The following is a 19,883-nucleotide window of genomic DNA, read 5'->3' as shown; positions in this document are numbered from 1 at the left end:
TTAATAGAGGGTCAGACCCCTCTGATTTAATCGATAAAACAATGTTATTTAAGGCTCGTAGCAAGCAGATTTAGCCCTCTCTCCGAGATCCTACGCAAATTAGACGTAATAGGGGAAACCTACGCTTTTTAAGCATGAGATTATAACAAGAACACTGAATTTAAGAGTATTGCGCGTCTAGAAAAACATCTTTTTTAAAATGTTCCCAATTCCCCATTCCCAATTCCCTACCCAAAGTGTTTTGTAAAACTAGAGTCGCTGACTACAAACTTTTAATTAACGATCCGATCGCCTTTACCAATTCTTCTGGATCTACAGGTTTGGAAATATGCTGTTGAAATCCAGCTGCGATCGCTTGCTGATAATCTATCTCACCAGCATAAGCAGTTAAAGCGATCGCAGGAATTGTCCCACCTGCTTCTGGTTTCAAACTCCTAATCTGTCGCATCAGCATATAGCCATCCATTTCTGGCATTCCAATATCGCTAATAATCAAATTTGGCTGAAATTGACTCAGTGTAGTTAAAGCTTCAATGGCTGAGGCTACAGCTGTCACAGTTGCCCCATATTGCTCTAGCATGAAAGGTAAAAATTCTCGCATATCTGCATCATCATCGACCACGAGAATATTTAAGCCAGACAAGGGTAAGGACTGATCTGGCAGAATTGAGGAGTTATTTATTCCATCTTTGATCTCTTTACTTTCATTCTGTAAACATGGAAGTCTAACAGTGAAAGTTGCTCCTTGTTCTTCGCCCAGGCTTTGGGCTTGAACAGTTCCGCCGTGAAGTTCTACAAGATGTCGAACGATCGCTAATCCTAAACCTAAACCACCGAATTGTCGGGTTGTGGCTCCATCTGCTTGACGGAAATAATCAAAGACATAAGGTAAGAACTCAGGTGCAATCCCTTTACCTGTATCAGTTACGCGGATTTGTACCTGTGAGCCAACCTGCTCTAATTTAATTTTTACCTGTCCCCTACTGGGAGTAAACTTAATGGCATTGGAAAGAATATTCCAAATAACTTGTTGCAATCGACTGGCATCACCTAAAACTTGCCCGACACCAGATTCAAAAATTGTCTGAATCTCGATGGATTTAGCCTGTGCTGATAAACGCACTGTTTCGATCGCAGCTTCAATGACTGATATCAAATTAATCGGGCCGAAATTGAGGTTAAGTTTACCCTGAAGGATACGGGAAACATCAAGCAAATCTTCAATTAATTGGGTTTGTAATTTGGCATTGCGCTCAATAGTTTCGAGGGCGCGATCGCTTGTTGCTTGGTCAAGTTTGCGACTCCGCATCAGTTTTGCCCAACCCAGAATCGGGTTAAGCGGTGTTCTCAATTCATGGGATAGCACAGCTAAAAATTCATCTTTGATGCGGTTTGCTGATTCAGCAGCATTTCGCGCTGTTAGTTCGGCTTCGTAAAGGTGGGCGCGAGCGATCGCTTGGGCGCATTGTTGAGCAACAGCCAAGAGAAACGCTTGATCTTCTCCACTAAGTAGTTGAAGTTCGGCAAATCCTAAAGTTATACCTCCCACTGCCGAACCTTCCACCACCAAGGGGATAGAAATCCAGGCATCAATGTCATATTGGGCGTAAGCTTCTGCTAGATGAGGGTAACGAGCTATTCTATTTTGTTTTGATTCAGCCCAAGCAGGTTGTCCAGTTCGCACAGCTTCGGCTAAGGGAGAAGGTGAATCAATAGGAAAATGCCGCCAAGTGTCTACCAAATCTTGTTTATAGCCTACCGTCTGCACAATTTCTAGTTCAGTCTTGTTTTCATTTAGTAAGGCGACGAGGGCAGAATTCGCTCCCAAGGCAGCCATACTCTGCTCTACAATCACTTCAGATACTTGGGCTGGTGTCAGCGATTCGGAAAGGGCAGCTGTGATCGATTGGAGACGGGCAATCCGCTCTAGGGCTATTTCTGCCGTTTTTTGGGCTTGCTGCGCTTCTTGGTAAAGGCGGGCATTATCGATAGCGATCGCTGCTCGATAAGCAACATCTTCAGCTAGTGACAAGTCAGATGTGCTGTAACGACGTTCTGATTCCGCTGTAAAAAAAGAAATTGCACCAACAATTTTTTCACGTGCCCTTAAGGGCAATATTATACAAGAATTTAAACCGATTTCACGTATAATCTTTAGATGTTCTGCATCTTGGATGCCTTTCGCTAATAGTGCATCTGAGATTTCAATTACCATTTCAGGAATTCCTGTACGTAGTACTTTAGGTACACCTCCCGGTTCATCCAACTTTCTCGGATAACGCTGATGAAGTTCCCAACCGAGTTTAACTTTCTCTGGATCTCGGTGGGCAACTGCTACGCGATTAATTAATTGGTTGTCTTGTAGAAGATCAACGCTACACCAATCCGCAAAATAGGGCACAGCTAGGTTTGCCACACTTGCTAGCGTGCTTTCGTAATCGAGAGAAGAAGCGAGTGTGGCACTGACTTGAGCCAAAAACGCCGATTGGCAACGATCGGCTTCTGCTTCTTGTCGGGCGGTTTGCTCTTGAATTAGCTGGATACGTTCGGCTTCTGCTTGTTTGCGATCGGTGATATCAAGCACAACACCACTCATGTGTGTGGCTTTACCTGCTTCGTTGAAAAAGGCTTTTCCCCGGCACGCTAGATAGCGAATACTACTATCATCTCGAATAATTCGATATTCTAAATCATGCTCTACGCCTTCGTTAATGGCTCGACTTAGTGATTGAGCAAGTAATGGGCTATCATCTGGATGCAGACAAGCTAAAATTGCTTCAACAGTGCCATCAAAAGTTTCAGGTGTTAACCCAAATAGTTGGTAAACCTGCTCATCCCAGTCAAATAGATTATTGGCGATATCCCAACTCCAAATGCCAATTTTGCCAGATTGCAATGCCAAATTGAGTTGTTCTTGACTGTTCTCTAAACCTTGATAAAGACGAGCATTTTCTAGAGAAATAGCAATTTGAACTGTCAAAATCTCTAGTACGGAAAGTTTTTCCTGTGTAAAAGCACTAGGGATGAGATTATTTTCTAAGTATAAAATACCAAGTAATTTCGATTGGCGTGCGATCGGTAAACAAAGTACAGATTTAGGTTGTTTTTTGATTACATAATCATCTCCCGAAAACAGATTTTGTTCGCTTGCATTCTGTAAAATCACTGTTTCTTGAGTTCGTTGCACATAATTCAGTATCGATTGCGGAATAAGTTGTGAAATTTCGCCTTCAAATACGGGTCGAGAAACATTGAGCTTTTCTGCTTGGGAATTAACTTTAGCTTCTACTTCAATTACCAAATTTTGTTCGTGTTCAAGCAATAAATAACCGATTTCTGCTCCTGCTTGCTCGATGACAATTTGTATTAATGTCTTCAATAACCGCGAAAATACAATTTCACTAGATATAGTTTGAGAGGCTTTAACCACCGACAGAAAATCTAGATGTTCACCTGTGCTGAAAAAAGTTCCGTTAGAGACAACATGCTGTTGTGGCAATAACTGAGGATAGGATTCTTCGAGATGTTGAACTTTAGCAGCTGCCTCCCAGCGCAGATATGCATTTTTAGCTTCTTGTAAGTAAGTTTTGGCAATTAATTCAAACTCTCGCTCAAAGTAAAACTTAGCGTTTAGCTCATTAGCCAAAGCTTCATATTGTACAAATCCCTGTTCACGGGCTGAAGCAATTGATTGATCGTACAAGCGCATTGCTTCCAAGTCTCGACCTTGGATTCGAGCTATTTCAGCACCTACTAATTGAGACTTGTGTAAGAAGTTTGCAGGGCAGTGGTTAGCCCAGTATTGCAATTGCTTTTGATGGGATTCTAGGGATTGTGAAAACTGTTCTTGCTCTTGACAAGATACTGTTGGATAAAGAGCCGTTAGAGTTAGTGAATAATATAAAATGTAATCTGTTTCAATTAGTGATGCTAGTGTTCTAACTGGAAAATTAGACAATTCTAAGGCATGATTAAATGCCTCTGTATATTTTTCATAAGTAAAAAATATAATTAATTTAATAATATGATAAAAAATAATTCCACTGACAAAATCTGCATCTACAATGATAGATAAAGCCGATGATTCATTAAATTTATCATTACTGAGAGTCAGATTGTGGTGAGTCAATCCGCGCAGATTCATCAGTAGCATTTGCTGTAGTTTGATTGTCTGATAGACAGTCTCATGTTTAGACTGACGGGCAAATGCCGCATATTTTTCTAAAGATTTGTATGTTTCTGCAAGTGGAAAACCTAACTGGATAATTTGCCATGAGCCTTGATAACCATTGTAGTTTGCCATCGTTACATCACCAGCTTCCACACAACCGATAAATCCCTGCTCTAAAAATGGAATATCGGTAGCAATATGGTTACGCCAAACGTTAATATGACTTCCATGAATGTGCAGAACAACTCCTCTAAGCTTCAAGTCATGCAACTTTTCATTTAATTGAATTGTCATCTTAGAAAATGCGTAACCTGTAAGAATATCATGGAAGATGGAAACCAACAACATGGCATACATGCTGTAGGCAAAACAGGAATCTTCTATGTTACCAAACTTGAGTGAGTAGTTAACTGCCTTAAGTACGACTAAGGGAAAGAGATCAGGTCTACTGAGATAAGTAGGTGCCCCCAAAGTTGTCAACAGACTAATCACTGTTTTAATATTTGGCTCTTGGATTAAGATAGCATTAATTAAATCAGAGACTTGTCTATTACCTAGATTAATTAATACTTGGTTTTTTTCAATTGCGATCGCAGCTTGCACTTCTTCATTTGTCTCAGGGAATGTCACCCCAAAAAGTTTTAGAGCTTCTAACCCCAATATCAGCGCCTCTTCATACCTCCCTACAACTTGGTATAGTCGAATTTGCAACATGTAAATATTAGATTTATCTACATGAGATTCTGCTTTAAAAAATAGTAATTCAAATAAATCTTCTGCTTGTTCTAAATTTCCTGTTAAAAATTCACACTCAGCTAGTTCTTTAAATAAATTAAATGTTTGTTCATATTGTTCAATCCAGGCATTCTCAGCTAACAGATTCGTAGCAACCCTAAAAAACCTTTTAGCAGGAGTGTAAGCTGTAGATGCTTTTGCCTTCTTACCAGCGATTAAATTCAATTGCACTAATTGATCTTTTTCTCTTTGCTCAATAATTAGATTCACCGCCAGATTGAGTTGATTGACTAAATCAAAAATTTGCTCGTTTACGTGTTCAGGACTAGTATTTTTCAATAAAAGCCTCCCAATTGTCAGGTGAACAGCAGACTTTAATTCATCGGCAATTAAGGCATAAGCAGCTTGCTGAACTCGATCATGATAAAAGCGATAATTTTTCTGAGTACTTTCATCTGACTCTATGGGGATAATTAATCCTCTTAAAATTGCTTCGACAAGGGCATTTGCTGTTTCTTCAATAGATTGTTCAGCAACTACTGCTAAAACTGTTAAATCAAACCGATTACCAATACATGAAGCTAATTTAAGCACCTCTTGAGTTGCAAATGGCAGTTTTTGTATCCGTCCAACTATCAAACTAACAATATTATCTGTAATACCTTGAGCTTCAATCTCAGCTATATCCCATTGCCAAATTCGATGTTGGAGGTTAAAAACTACCAGATTTTCTTGATGCAGTGTTTTCAAAAACTCATTGACAAAAAAAGGATTACCATCAGTTTTTTGGATAATCAATTTAGCCAGAGGCTCTACTCGCCCTTGTGAACTATGCAATGTATCAGCAACTAACTGATTGATATAAATAAGGTTTAAGGGAGTAAGAATGATTTCAGTTATTATTGTTCCATAATTACGAACCTTTTCTATCATCAAACTAAAGGACTGCACAACATTTACTTCATTATCTCGATAGGCTAAAATGAAGCAGAGGTACTGAATATTAGACCCGATAATTACAGTTTGAATTAAATTTAAAGTAGCACTGTCTGCCCACTGCATATCATCCAAAAAAACAGTGAGTGGATGCTCTTTTCGAGCAAACACGCTGATAAAATTTTGAAATACTAAATTAAATCTGTTTTGAGATTCAACAGGGCCCAATTCTGGTATAGGTGGCTGTTCTCCAATAATTAATTCAACTTCTGGAATTACATCTGTGATTAATTTACCATTGTTTCCTAATGCTGTTTGTATTCGCTTTTTCCAATTGGCAAGTTGTTCTTCAGGCTGCGTTAAAATTTGTCTAACAAGTGTTTTAAAAGCTTGAACAATAGTGGAGTAAGGAATATCTCGTTTGTTTTGGTCAAACTTACCACATATAAAAACGCCGCGTTCTTTGACAATCGGCTTGTGAATCTCTTTTACAAGGGTGGATTTACCAACTCCAGCATAGCCAGAGACGAGAATAATTTCGGGTTTTCCTTGGCTAACAACTCGCTCAAATGCTTGGAGAAGTTTGGTAATTTCTTGTTCCCGCCCATACAATTTTTGAGGAATTTGGAAGCGTTCTGAGATATCTTGCTTACCCAAAATAAAGGATTGAATTTCTCTGGTTGTCTCCAATTGTTTTAAACATTCTTCCAGATCAAATTGCAAACCTAAAGCGCTTTGATATCTCTGTTCTGCAACTTTAGACAGCAATTTTATGATGATGTCACAGAGCATTTGGGGAATTTCAGAGTTGAGCTTTTTTGGGGATGGTGGAGATTGGGCGATATGACAATGCACCCACTCTAAGGGGTCTTGGCCTTGAAATGGTAGCTGACCTGTGAGCATTTCATAAAAGGTGATTCCTAATGAATACAAATCGCTGCGATGGTCAATTCCTCGATTCATTCGCCCGGTTTGCTCAGGTGACAGATAAGGTAAACTACCTTCAATACGGCTAGAACTGCTAACCATTTGCTGTTGATAGGGAATAAAGGTAGCAATTCCAAAATCGGCAATTTTAACCTGACTGGTTTCGAGGTTAACTAAGATATTTTGTGGCTTAATATCTTTGTGGACAATTTGATGAGTGTGAATTTGTGCAAGTTTGCTGGTGATTTCAATGGCAATCTTGAGAAACGAAATAGGCTGTTGAAATTGGTCTAGCAACTGGTCGAGCGATCGCGCCTCAAAATCCTCCATAATTAAATAGGGGATTCCCTGGTGCATCTCTAAGGCGTAAACTTTGACTGCGGCGGTGGTGTTTAACCTTTGTGCGATCGCATACTCATGTTTGAGTTGTTCAATATTATTGGGTGTACACTGTTCTGGACGCAACCCTTTAATAATTACCGAACACTGTTCCTTAACCTTAATTCCACGGTATATGACTGCTTTTACCCCTGCTTTTAACAAAGTAACAATTTGAAATCCGGGTAATGCAATCATCATGCTAAATGCTCCAGCCGTGCTTCTTCCGAAATAATTCGAGCTTACTTGTATTTTAGATACATTTCATTGGACAGATGAAAAACTCCACCCACAAGGAGATGGAGTTTTTGATCATAGAGAATGGGCAATGGGGCATTGGTAACTTTTCCTAATGCCCCATACCCAATGCCCCATGCCCCATGCCCAATACCCAAAGTCGGCGGGCGCTATCCCTACCCAAAAGGGAATGGAGTTCCCCGCCGACTTCCAATGAAATTTAGATGATATCAGCTTTGGATAATCGCTTCTGCTAACTCTACAGACAAAAATAAGCTACAATTCAAGCAGAGTAAGCATTTCCTCCTCAAAAACTCCCCATGCTTGATAATCTGCAAACCCAACTTTACCAGTTAGAACAATTTGCCAACAGCCTCGTTTCTAACCAACTGACACATCTTAGTGTGGTCAGCGTTGGTATCATTTTTGCAGCTGGCTTGCTTACCAGTCTTACACCCTGTATGCTTTCTATGCTGCCAATTACTATTGGTTACATCGGCGGTTATGAAGCCAAAAACCGCTTGCAAGCAGCTGCCCAATCAACTTGGTTTGCTTTAGGATTAGCAACTACATTAGCCGGGATGGGAATTATAGCAGCTTTTGTGGGGAAAGTCTACGGTCAAGTGGGAATTGGTTTACCGATTATCGTCAGCATTATCGCCATTCTCATGGGGCTGAACTTACTAGAAGCATTACCTCTACAATTTCCATCCTTGGGCGAAACGAATTGGATTTCGCAAGATTTACCCGCAGGATTGCGTTCTTATTTGCTGGGGCTGACTTTTGGCTTAGTCGCATCCCCTTGTAGCACGCCTGTTTTAGCCAGCTTACTCGGTTGGATTGCCAATACACAAGACTTAATTTTAGGCGCTGTTTTGCTACTTTCTTATACAGCCGGTTATGTAGCACCATTAATTTTGGCAGGTACTTTTACAGCTTCAATTAAAAAGTTACTAGAATTGCGTCGCTGGTCTGGTTGGATTAACCCAGTTAGCGGGGCGCTGTTGGTAGGATTCGGTGTGTTTTCCTTAATTTCTCGAATTCCCCTCGGTAGTTTTTAATATCAATACCTTTGTTCGATTTTACACCTAATGACTATAGAAGATTCCGCTTCCAAAGAATTAAAGTGGTGGGCAATACCTGGGCAGTTCTTACGACAAGAGCTTTTGCCTGTATTGACAGACTTACGATTAGCGATCGCACTATTACTATTGATTGCAATCTTTAGCTCCACCGGGACTGTAATTGAGCAAGGTCAGTCACCCGCATTTTATCAAAGTAACTACCCAGAACATCCCGCTTTATTTGGCTTCCTAACTTGGAAGGTAATTCAGGTAGTTGGGTTAGACCATGTATATCGTACTTGGTGGTTTCTAGCATTACTGATTTTATTTGGTACTAGCTTAACTGCTTGTTCTTTTACCCGACAGTTACCAGCCTTAAAAGCAGCCCAGCGCTGGAAATACTACGAAGAACCACGGCAATTTCAAAAACTAGCTTTAAGTGCAGAACTAGATAATGGTTCCCTGAATTCTCTAAGCGAAATATTACAGAAACGCCGCTATAAAATTTTTCCAGATTCAGAGAAAGAAAATATCCTTTACGCCCGTAAGGGAATAGCCGGACGCATCGGCCCAATTATCGTCCATATTGGCATCGTCGCTATTTTGCTAGGAGGAATTTGGGGGGCGATGACTGGGTTTATGGCACAGGAAATGGTTGCTAGTGGCGATACATTTCAAGTGACAAATATTGTCGATGCTGGGCCTTTAGCTGCCCAAGTCTCGAAAGATTGGTCTGTGCGCGTCAATCGTTTTTGGATAGATTACACTCCATCTGGCGGCATCGATCAATTTTATTCCGATATGTCTGTCCTGAATCAGCAGGGAGAGGAAGTTGACCACAAGAAGATTTTTGTCAACGAGCCTCTGCGCTATCGCGGTATAACCTTCTACCAAACCGACTGGGGAATTGCAGGTGTTCGCGTCCAATTTAACAACAGCCCGATTTTTCAGCTACCAATGGCGCTATTGAACACCAACGGAAAAGGGCGCATTTGGGGAACCTGGGTTCCTACTAAGCCAGATTTGAGTGAGGGTGTCTCTTTGTTAGCCAAAGACTTGCAAGGGATGGTATTAATTTACGATCCTAAAGGTAAACTCGTTGATACTGTCCGCGCTGGGATGTCTACCCAAGTCAATGGCGTGAATCTAAAAATTTTGGATGTCATTGGCAGCACTGGCTTACAAATTAAAGCCGATCCAGGTATACCAATTGTTTACTCAGGGTTTGGCTTACTAATGCTGGGTGTCGTGATGAGTTATTTTTCTCATTCGCAAATCTGGGCATTGCAAAAAGGCGATCGCTTATATGTTGGTGGCAAAACTAACCGCGCCCAAGTTGCTTTTGAACAAGAGGTTTTAGATATTTTAGATCGGCTGAGTTCACAGCCAAAAGGTGAGGAAAAAGAGACGGCGATTGAAGTTTAAATCCATAGGCGCTTCCCCTTACTTACTACCACAGGGTAGGGCGCATGATAACTTTGAAATGCAAAGTTATTTTCCTCGTTTTACAAATGATTATACCCACACGGCTACTGATTGGAAAATTATTGACCATTGGAACTAAAGATTTATATCTCTGCTCAACTTCAATCTAAGCCACGGGTTTGCCTTCTACCTGCGATCGCTATCTTGTTGAGTATCGCTTCTTGCACTACCAGTAATAAAAACATCAAGCATGTTTCCCTCGTTGGTGCAGGAGCAAGTTTTCCCGCGCCTTTATACGAACGCTGGCTTTCAGATTACAATCAGCAAAATCCTGATGTAGAAATTAACTATCAAGCTATAGGAAGCAGCGCTGGGGTACAACAACTTATTGAAGGCACTGTGGACTTTGCAGCTAGTGATGTGGGAATTACAAATGAACAAGCAGCTAAGATAAAAAGGGGAGCGATCGCTTTACCCATGACTGCTGGTTCCATAGTACTAGCTTACAACCTTGCGCCTAACCACCAATCAACTCAAGTCAATCTACCAACAGGTTTAAAGCTTTCACGCCAAGTCTACGTAGATATCTTTCTCGGAAAAATTACTAATTGGAATCATCCTAGAATAGCTGTAGCTAATCCTGGAGTAAATTTACCCGATTTACCGATTCAAGTTGTATATCGTACTGATGGTAGTGGAACTACAAGTGTGTTGACGCAACATCTAAGTGCTATCAGCCCAGAATGGAAAAGCAAAGTCGCAGCCGGGAAATCCATAGCATGGCCAGTCGGAATTGGTGGAAAGGGTAATGAAGGTGTTACCGCCTTAATTCAACAGATTCCAGGAGCTATTGGTTATGTAGAATACGTCTACGCCAAACAAAATAAACTTCCTGTGGCTGCTTTAGAAAATAAATCTGGTAATTATATTACGCCGACACCACAATCTGTAGCTCAAACCTTGGAGTCAGTGAAATTACCCGCCGATAACTTGATTGCTTTTATCAGCGATCCTACAGGTTCCCAGTCTTATCCCATCGTTACTTATAGCTGGCTTTTAACTTATCAGCAATATCCAAACCGACCCAAAGGTGAAGCGCTGAAAAAATTTGTTAATTGGGCTTTGATTGAGGGGCAAAAATCCAGTTTGGAACTCGGCTATATTCCTTTGTCTAAAAAAGTTGTGCTTCAAGTGCAATCTGCTACAAATAAAATTGCAAATTAAAGGGTAAAGGGTAAAGGGTAAAGGGTAAAGGGTAAAGGGTAAAGGGTAAAGGTTAAAGGTTTTTTCTTTCCCTTTTCCCCTTCCCCCTTCCCCTTTAACCGACAAGTATTGGGGTGGGAGGTGTCGTTGTACAAAGCGCTCAATGTTTTGCCCACACTCCCTACCCTCTATTTTCCTTAAACAGTCGATAATGTAAATAAATGTAAAAAATTCTCAGGCAGGATAAAAGCATCTATGCGTGTAATTTTAATGACTGGTAAAGGTGGCGTAGGGAAAACTTCCGTTGCTGCTGCAACTGGACTGCGTTGTGCGGAACTAGGCTATCAAACATTGGTTTTAAGTACAGATCCGGCTCATTCCCTAGCAGATAGTTTTGACATCGAACTGGGACACGCACCCCAAAAAATTCGCCCAAATCTGTGGGGTGCAGAATTGGATGCGTTGCAAGAACTAGAGGGAAACTGGGGTGCTGTAAAACGTTACATTACCCAAGTTTTACAGGCCAGGGGTTTAGACGGCGTACAGGCGGAAGAATTGGCGATTTTACCAGGCATGGATGAGATTTTTGGCTTGGTAAGGATGAAACGCCATTACGATGAAGGCGAGTTTGATGTTTTAATTATCGACTCAGCCCCCACTGGTACTGCATTGCGCTTACTGAGTCTACCTGAAGTCGGTGGCTGGTATATGCGCCGTTTTTACAAACCATTTCAAAACATCTCAGTGGCACTTCGCCCTCTAGTTGAACCTTTGTTTAGACCAATTGCTGGTTTTTCGTTACCAGATAAAGAGGTGATGGATGCACCTTATGAATTTTATGAACAAATTGAGGCTCTGGAAAAAGTATTAACAGACAATACTCAAACCTCAGTCCGTCTAGTCACTAATCCTGAAAAGATGGTGATTAAAGAGTCTCTGCGGGCCCATGCTTATCTGAGTTTGTATAATGTTGCAACAGATTTAATTGTGGCTAATCGAATTATTCCCCGCGAAGTCGAAGACCCATTTTTCCAACGTTGGAAAGAAAGTCAGGAGCAATATCGCCAGGAAATTCACGAGAATTTCCACCCTTTACCTGTTAAGGAAGTTCCACTTTTTTCTGAAGAAATGTGTGGATTGGCTGCATTAGAACGTCTGAAAGAAACTCTCTACAAAGATGAAGATCCGACTCAGGTTTATTACAAAGAAACCACCATGAGAGTCGTTCAAGAGCAAAACCAATACAGCTTAGAACTTTATTTACCTGGTATTCCGAAAAGCCAAGTTCAACTAAGTAAGAATGGAGACGAATTAAACATTACAATCGGCAACCATCGTCGTAATTTAGTTTTACCACAAGCCTTAGCAGCACTACAACCAGGAGGGGCAAAGATGGAAGATGATTATCTAAAAATCCGCTTTACTGACAATATAAGAGTTTAAGTTTGTTGCTCCGGCAATGCTCGATGAAACTCAAAAGCTAAAAGCAAGAATCTTTTCTTTTGCTAGAACAGACGCAATTTTTTAGCGTCTGTTTTTGTGATGTATTGATAAACTTTTATAAAAGGGAAATAAAGATTTTTATTAATGCTTTACCCGTAGTTTTACTGAAGACAAATTGATTAAAATGAATTCAAGATGGCATTAGATTTAATTATGTCAGTTTGCAATTCATTTATTAATGAATTTTACTATAAGCAATGACCTCCAATCCCGAACAAGATTTATCTGTGTATCGCCATGAAGAAACTTTACTACGGCGGATTACAAACCATATCCGACGAAGCTTAGAGTTAGAAGAAATTATCACAGTGACAACGGCAGAAGTGCGATCGCTACTACAAACTGACCGAGTGATGATTTACAAATTTCATGGCGATGGCAGTGGTCAGGTCATTGCTGAGTCAATTTCCAACAATATGCCATCATTATTGGGGCTGAATTTCCCGGCTGACGATATTCCACTCAGCGCCCGTGAGCTATTTATTAAATCACGGGTACGTTCTATTGTGAATGTTGATACTCAAGAAATTGGTCAAATTCACCTGCGTGACTTGGATAATGGAGAAACTATATCAGAAGAGATCCGTTATCGCTCTGTAGACTCCTGCCATATTGAATATTTGACGGCAATGGGGGTAAAGTCTTCTGCGATCGCGCCGATTCTCTATCAAGACCAACTCTGGGGGCTGCTGGTATCTCATAATTCCCAAGGGCGTTTGATTTCAGAATATGAGCTAGAAGCATTACAAATGGTGGTAGATCAACTCTCAGTAGCGATCGCTCAAAGTACCCTACTCACTCAAGTCCGCAAAACAGCCGAACGGGAAACTATTATAAATCGCATTGCTAGCCTGCTACATTCACTACCGACAATTGTATTACAACCAGCCCTAGAAGCGGCTGTTGCTGCCTTTAATGGTGTTGGTGGCAGGCTTTGCATTAGAAATGAAGCTTTGGATTTCCACAGTGGCAACGTCACCAGCTTAACAGAATGCTTAATACCAGGAAATACTTGTATCAAGCTTTATATCTGTGGACAGCAACCTGTAATGCCAGAACAAACTATATATCCCCTAATAGAGCAGTATAGTATCTGGCAAGAACACTATAAGTCTAGTAATTACGATGTTTGGGCGATTTCAGATATATACAATACCCCTGACTTGCGAAGTTTACAAATTGCTTTTCAACCAACTAAAATTCGCAGCCTATTGATCATTCCACTCTTGTATCGTCAGCAGTTGCTAGGCTACTTAAGTATTTTTCGCAATGAAGTAGATACAGAGACTTTATGGGCGGGACAGTATGACAGCGATCGCAGACAACTATACCCCCGGCGCTCCTTTGAGGCTTGGCGCGAATCTAAAAAAGCACAAGCTCAAAAATGGACGGTTGAAGAGATTGAACTGGCTAGAAATCTCGGTAAACACTTTGCTTCAGCAGTTCAGCAATATGAACTACAGCAACAAGTGCAAGTCTTCAATGAAAATTTAGAAAAACAAGTTAAAAAACGCACAGTTGAGTTACAACGGACATCTGAACAAGAACAGGCTGTGTTTAAAGTTATTGCCGAGATTCGAGAATCTTTAGACACAGATACTATTTTTCAAACCACAACTAAAGAAGTTTGTCAATTAATTAAAGCCGATCGCGTTTCGGTTTATCGTTTCGATTCTAATTGGGGTGGTCAATTTGTTGGAGATTTTGAGGCTGCTAGTCCATACTGGTCGAATGAGTCTGAACTAGGCATTAATACGGTTTGGAATGACACTTACTTACAAGATACAGAAGGAGGACGTTATCGCAACAATGAAACATTTGCAGTCGATGACATCCACAAGATGGGATTTGCTAAGTGTCATATCGACAATTTAGAGCAGTTTCAAATTCATGCTTTTGTGCTTGCTCCGATCTTTGTTGGGCAAAAACTTTGGGGTTTGCTGGCAACTTATCAACACACTGGCCCTCGGCAATGGAAAGCCTCGGAAGTTAACTTTCTCAGTCAGATTGCAGGTCAAATGGGGGTAGCACTCCAGCAAGCAGAATTACTTACTCAAACACGACAACAGACGTTAAATTTGCAACAAGCAGCAGAACAACAACGGGTATTGTTTGAAGTTGTGGCGAAAGTTAGAGAATCTCTCGATCTAGATGCGATTTTTCAGACAACCACCCAAGAAATCTGTAAATCACTACAAGCCGATCGAGTTGCAGTCTTCCAATTCCAGGCTGATTGGAGTGGTGAATATATCGCCGAGTTTGTGGGTAATGGTTGGGTAAAGCTAGTAGGTTCCAATACTAACACCGTTTGGCAAGACAGCTATTTGCAGGAAACCCAAGGTGGGCGATATCGTCACAATGAAACCTTTGCAGTGGATGATATTTATGAAGTTGGCCATTCTCAATGCCACGTTGCAGTTTTAGAGCAAATTCAAGCAAGAGCCTATGCGATCGCACCTATATTTATCGGTCAACAGCTATGGGGCTTACTAGCAGCTTATCAGAACTCTGCACCTCGTCATTGGGAAGCCTCGGAAATTAAGTTTATTACTCAAATTGCTAATCAGCTTGGGGTTGCACTTCAACAAGCCCAATTACATAATCAAACTAAAGAACAAACCCAAAAGCTAGCTCAAGCTTTGCATGATTTAAAGCAAACTCAAACCCAACTGATCCAAACTGAGAAAATGTCCTCATTAGGTCAATTGGTAGCTGGTGTTGCTCACGAAATTAATAATCCCGTCAACTTTATTTATGGCAACATCAATCATGTCAATGATTACGCCCAAGATTTACTCGGTATACTAGACCTCTACTTGCAAAATTGTCCTAACCCCAACCCTGAGATTCGCGATCGCGCTTTTGAGATAGACTTAGATTTTCTCATCGAGGATTTGCCCAAAACTTTATCTTCCATGAAAATTGGCATCGATCGCATCCGGCAGATAGTCTTGGGTTTACGAAATTTTTCTCGCCTTGATGAGGCTGAAATGAAACCAGTTGATATTCATGAAGGCATTGATAGCACTTTGCTAATTTTGCAGCATCGCTTGAAAGCAAAACCGGAAAGTCCGGCGATTAAATTAGTTAAAGAATACAGTCAGCTTCCCTTAGTAGAGTGCTATGCCGGGCCACTGAATCAGGTATTTATGAATGTTTTAAGCAATGCGATCGATGCTCTAGAAGATTATAGAGTGTCTACATCAAAACCTCATAGCAGCCAAATTACCATTAGTACTGCGATCGCACAGATAGAAGGGAATGTTAAAAGCGTAGTTATTCGCATTGCAGATAATGGCCCAGGAATACCCGAAATCCTAAAGGCAAGAATTTGTGACCCCTTTTTCACTACTAAACCAGTGGGAAAAGGCACTGGCTTAGGGTTATCAATTAGTTATCAAATTGTCGTGGATAAACACGGTGGTGTGTTTAAATGTGATTCTCAGCCGGGGTTAGGTACAGAATTTTGGATTGAAATTCCGATTAGACAAATTCGGAAATAGCAGCATCGACTCCTGTAATTTAGGTTTGTTCAACCCAAATTCAACAAACTCAGGCTTTTGCAAGTCCCTTATTGGGGATTTGTATATGTTAAGCTAGCCCAATTCGAGGTTGCTTCAGAATTGTTTGAGCTATTAGCAGAACAGTCATCAGCAAACAAACAACAGAGTTCAGGTTGAGGGGAATACATTTCGGTAACTTGCTCCCAAGTCTCTGAAGCTTTAGGCTGTTCCACACGAAAATTGGTATCACAAAGTCTGAAACACTTGGGTCAGGGTTATCTTTCAGAGCGATCGCTACAGCTTGTTTTAGTTTCTCTGGTTCCTTGACTAGCCGCAGCTGTGAACGAGCCTGACGCTCATTTTTGATGTGTCCGCCCAACTCGCCAACTGTGTCTATGACCTTTTTGGCTTTTGGAAGTCCTTAACGACCGCCATCAATTCTAGAAACATTATCTTGGCAAAGATATATGTTATCTATCAAGTCTGCAAGCCGTAAACTACTAGATTATTGGAAAAAGTACTTAGATAGACTTTCCCATTAGCAATCGTGGGTGGGCTAAATTTGGCAAAGTTGCCCACATCATCTCTGGCGGCATCTTCCTTACTATCCCACAAAACCGTCATTGTTGTAGGATCTAAGGCTCGTAAAATACCAGATACAACTTGTTGATTCGCATCTTTATCGAACGGAGTATAAGCCCAGAGAATTCCTGTTCCATCAGTATTGCCGTCGGCAGAGAGTGAGAGCATACCACCAGGCATTCCTGGCGGAGCTGTGATACTACTAATGGCGGTTGGGGTTGTGTTTAAGGTACTGCCATTAAAACTATAAGCTCTTGCCCAATCGTTTTCACCCCACACATAGATTTCTGGGCCATTGGGGCCATCCCAATAAATAGGAGTGCCGTGAATGTTATGAGTTCCTGTACCTATAGGTGGTTCAACTCCATTAACTGCTGTTCCAACTACCTGGAAGCTTTGGGGAATCTGTATATCGCCACTAGCATTGAATTTGCCGAGATTGTTCTGGTCAAGTAGATAAATTTTCCCTTCCTTACCGCCTGCAATGAGATAGTTAGTATTGGGAACAATTAATGCTCCTGCAGAACCCAAGTCATCATCAACTGCGTTCAAAGCTTCACCATTGTAAGGAGAGAACCAGTCAATCACTTTCAAATCGGGAGAGAATTTAACAACACTGTTACCTAATTGCGAACCATTGGCGTTAAAACTGCCATTACCAGTAACTACATAAATATTGCCGCTACTGTCAGTAGATAACCCATTGCCTGCCTGCCAGATTCCTCCGAAATAGCCGTTGGGCGTGTCGTTGTAAATAGCAGTTTGGGTAAGGGTTGTGGCATCGTAAGCAAACACCCAACCGTGAAAGGGTTCCTCGTCACCAAAAGATGCAAAGGCAATGTATATTTTATTATTGGATAGTAGTAGTCCAGGACGCTGGTTCTGCCGATTTGCAGTAAAAGTCACCACACCATTTACACTGCCACCACCAGTTCCTGAAACACTGCCACTAATCACCGCTGGCTCACCATTTTCAGCACCTGTAGCCAAGTCTAATGCATGAAGTTTGTATTTATACTCGCCAGATTCCTTTGTCAAAGCTACTACGTAAATTACATTGTTGGTAGTTGAAATGACTGGTGTACTGAGAATACCGACTTCAGTAGAAATATCTTTATAGTTTTCAGGCCCAATGTTGATGTCAGGTAATTTTACTGAAGCTCCCAGTGAAGTTGACCAAAGGGGCGTGGAAGCATTTGGGTCGTCAGCATCAAAAGCATATACGGTATTGTGCATAGTAGCTACATATACCACATTATGAGTACCCTGATTAGGAATATTGATGTTGGCTAGGTATAGAGGTTGAGCATAGATTGAACCGTCAACCGGACGAGAAAACAACTTACCGAACTGATCAGCATTAACATTCGAGGTATTAAGCAGTTGTTCATTCAAATCCGCGCCAGTACGATTGTTATTATTGTGTTGAGTGGTGACGTTAGCTACCGAGGTAGCATCGTCATCCAAAAGGGTGATCGCGGAAGTGTTTTGCGTTCCTAATTCTGCATTGCCAGTAGGATCGCTTAAAGTCAAGAGAAAAGCCCGATTCGGTTCTAGTGTAGAATCATCTAAGACTGGAATGTTTATCTGGGCTTGAGTTTGACCTTCTGCAAAGTTTAAGATGCCATTGGTGAAAGTGTAATCGATGCCAGCTTTGGCAGTGCGATCGCTAGTGGTATATTTTACCGCAACGGCTTCACTACTACTACCTGTACGCTCCACCGTAACAGCGATCGCTTTATCGTTTTCATGGATGCTATAATCTGCTTGACTCAAGGCTAGGACACTGGAAATGTTCGAGGTAGAGAAACTCCAGCTCTCAATGTCTTGAGCATTGAATAACGCACCTGTACCACCACTAAATCCTACAAAGGCTTGCGAACCTAGTATCGAAGTCAAGTCAACCTGATTGGAGAAAAGTGGTGTTGTGGGCTTAACATCGCTGTTAGCTATATAAACATCTAGATTATTGTTACTGCCGTCGTAATCAATCCAAACATCATAGACATTACCATTGTTGAGCTGAAAACTGGGAGTAGCAATTGCCAGTGTTTTGGTGACATCACCATCACGTAAGAGGGCAATTTGATTGTTACTTTTATCCCAACTATTTTTGTAGGTGTCAAACTCCACAGCTAGACTTTTGGAGATTGGAGTACCAAAACTATCAGGATTGCCATAACCAACTCCACCTCCTTCTCCTGCCAGTGCCTTCCCACCTGCGGCACTATTTTGCAGGATGAAAGTGATGCCATCAGCGCCATATAAACCATTACCATCATGCAATTTAAACTCAAAGTTAGTCTTAAAAGATGTGTTGGCATCGATAGATATGGGGCTACTAATAAAAGCACTTCCTGCTTGAGCGCTAGAGCCTGTTAATTGCAAAATGCTGTCTGATTGAATAGCACTACCATTGAGCGTCAGACTAGAAACATCGGAGAAGTCACTAAAACGATAACTACCATTAGAGCCATCACCATTAGGTAATGAAGATTGATTATTCACCATAGTTGTATTTTCATCTGTAAAAATATAGAGTGTTATTGCTAGTTAAGAGAAGAGTTTTAGCTTTTACTTTAGTCAAAAATTAGTTATATGTTATGTAATAGTAATCACTTCACTTATTTGACTAGGTAAGAAAAATTCTCCTAATTTTCTCAACTTGGCTGAATTTTTTAAACTGTTCGCTATTCAGTAATTTAAATGAATAGAAATTGCAGCCGCAGGAGTTATTGAAGGCTTGGAAAATGGTAAATCTGCTATGTAACAGAATCTGAGATGTGCTGTTGTTATTACGCACCAAAAATCACATACATAACTTCTATAAATGCTTATTAGCTGTATTTTAGCTGTAACCATAGTTGACCATAAAGTTAGCTAATTTGTTTGTAAGTGATTTAGATCATATCACCAATGTGATCTAAATCACTAAAATTTTCCCTAAATCTGACTTTTCACGGTAACTGCTTTTCCCGCTAAGTGTCTTTTGCAAGCTACCACGTTCGGGGTATTCTGGGTTGATTACTGCTTTTAAGCGTCGGAAGATTCTGATTTTAATACTTTTTGGTTTCATGATGGCTGAGTGAGAAATCCTGTCGAAGCATTTTCTTGATGTCGAGTTCGAGAACTCATATCTTGTACCTGGAAATAAGAATGTCAAAACCATAACCATGTGCAATGAAAGCTAGGCGTTCAATTTCAAGTAAAAGAAGAGAC

General features: G+C 40.9%; 8 protein-coding genes. 5 read left to right on the top strand and 3 right to left on the bottom strand.

Annotated elements, in window-relative coordinates:
* Positions 1-262 precede the first annotated feature (262 nt).
* On the bottom strand, positions 263-7,348 hold the full coding sequence (locus RMZ41_RS29315; protein ID WP_322641234.1) for an AAA family ATPase: 7,086 nt from the start codon (positions 7,346-7,348) through the stop codon (positions 263-265).
* Positions 7,349-7,704: 356 nt separating this feature from the next.
* On the opposite strand from RMZ41_RS29315, the gene RMZ41_RS29310 reads away from it, so the two are divergent.
* From RMZ41_RS29310 to RMZ41_RS29290, 5 genes are all read left to right on the top strand, one after another.
* A complete protein-coding gene (locus RMZ41_RS29310) occupies positions 7,705-8,445 on the top strand; it encodes a cytochrome c biogenesis protein CcdA (protein ID WP_322641235.1) in 741 nt (246 codons plus the stop codon).
* Between the two features lie 30 nt (positions 8,446-8,475).
* Positions 8,476-9,873, top strand: a complete 1,398-nt coding sequence (locus RMZ41_RS29305; RefSeq protein ID WP_322641236.1) for a cytochrome c biogenesis protein — start codon at positions 8,476-8,478, stop codon at positions 9,871-9,873.
* Positions 9,874-10,002: 129 nt separating this feature from the next.
* On the top strand, positions 10,003-11,097 hold the full coding sequence (pstS, locus tag RMZ41_RS29300) for a phosphate ABC transporter substrate-binding protein PstS (RefSeq protein ID WP_322641237.1): 1,095 nt from the start codon (positions 10,003-10,005) through the stop codon (positions 11,095-11,097).
* A 234-nt stretch (positions 11,098-11,331) separates the two neighbouring features.
* Complete coding sequence (locus tag RMZ41_RS29295; RefSeq protein WP_322641238.1) at positions 11,332-12,519, top strand: TRC40/GET3/ArsA family transport-energizing ATPase; 1,188 nt, start codon at positions 11,332-11,334, stop codon at positions 12,517-12,519.
* Positions 12,520-12,776: 257 nt separating this feature from the next.
* A complete protein-coding gene (locus tag RMZ41_RS29290) occupies positions 12,777-16,082 on the top strand; it encodes a GAF domain-containing protein (RefSeq protein ID WP_322641239.1) in 3,306 nt (1,101 codons plus the stop codon).
* A gap of 88 nt (positions 16,083-16,170) precedes the next feature.
* Here the strand turns inward: RMZ41_RS29290 and RMZ41_RS29285 are convergent, their stop codons facing one another.
* On the bottom strand, positions 16,171-16,461 hold the full coding sequence (locus RMZ41_RS29285; RefSeq protein WP_322641240.1) for a hypothetical protein: 291 nt from the start codon (positions 16,459-16,461) through the stop codon (positions 16,171-16,173).
* 98 nt (positions 16,462-16,559) lie between these two features.
* Complete coding sequence (locus RMZ41_RS29280; protein ID WP_322641241.1) at positions 16,560-19,175, bottom strand: Calx-beta domain-containing protein; 2,616 nt, start codon at positions 19,173-19,175, stop codon at positions 16,560-16,562.
* Between the last annotated feature and the right edge of the window lie 708 nt (positions 19,176-19,883).

This window comes from Nostoc sp. DedVER02 (assembly GCF_034530675.2).
Lineage (GTDB): Bacteria > Cyanobacteriota > Cyanobacteriia > Cyanobacteriales > Nostocaceae > Nostoc.
This window is presented reverse-complemented; position numbering and strand designations above follow the sequence as displayed.

Bases quoted from the DNA above. Each gene is read 5' to 3' on its own strand.
- RMZ41_RS29305 (WP_322641236.1), top strand. From the start codon at position 8,476: ATGACTATAGAAGATTCCGCTTCCAAAGAATTAAAGTGGTGGGCAATA.
- RMZ41_RS29315 (WP_322641234.1), bottom strand. From the start codon at position 7,348: ATGATGATTGCATTACCCGGATTTCAAATTGTTACTTTGTTAAAAGCA.
- RMZ41_RS29295 (WP_322641238.1), top strand. From the start codon at position 11,332: ATGCGTGTAATTTTAATGACTGGTAAAGGTGGCGTAGGGAAAACTTCC.
- RMZ41_RS29280 (WP_322641241.1), bottom strand. From the start codon at position 19,175: ATGGTGAATAATCAATCTTCATTACCTAATGGTGATGGCTCTAATGGT.
- RMZ41_RS29310 (WP_322641235.1), top strand. From the start codon at position 7,705: ATGCTTGATAATCTGCAAACCCAACTTTACCAGTTAGAACAATTTGCC.
- RMZ41_RS29290 (WP_322641239.1), top strand. From the start codon at position 12,777: ATGACCTCCAATCCCGAACAAGATTTATCTGTGTATCGCCATGAAGAA.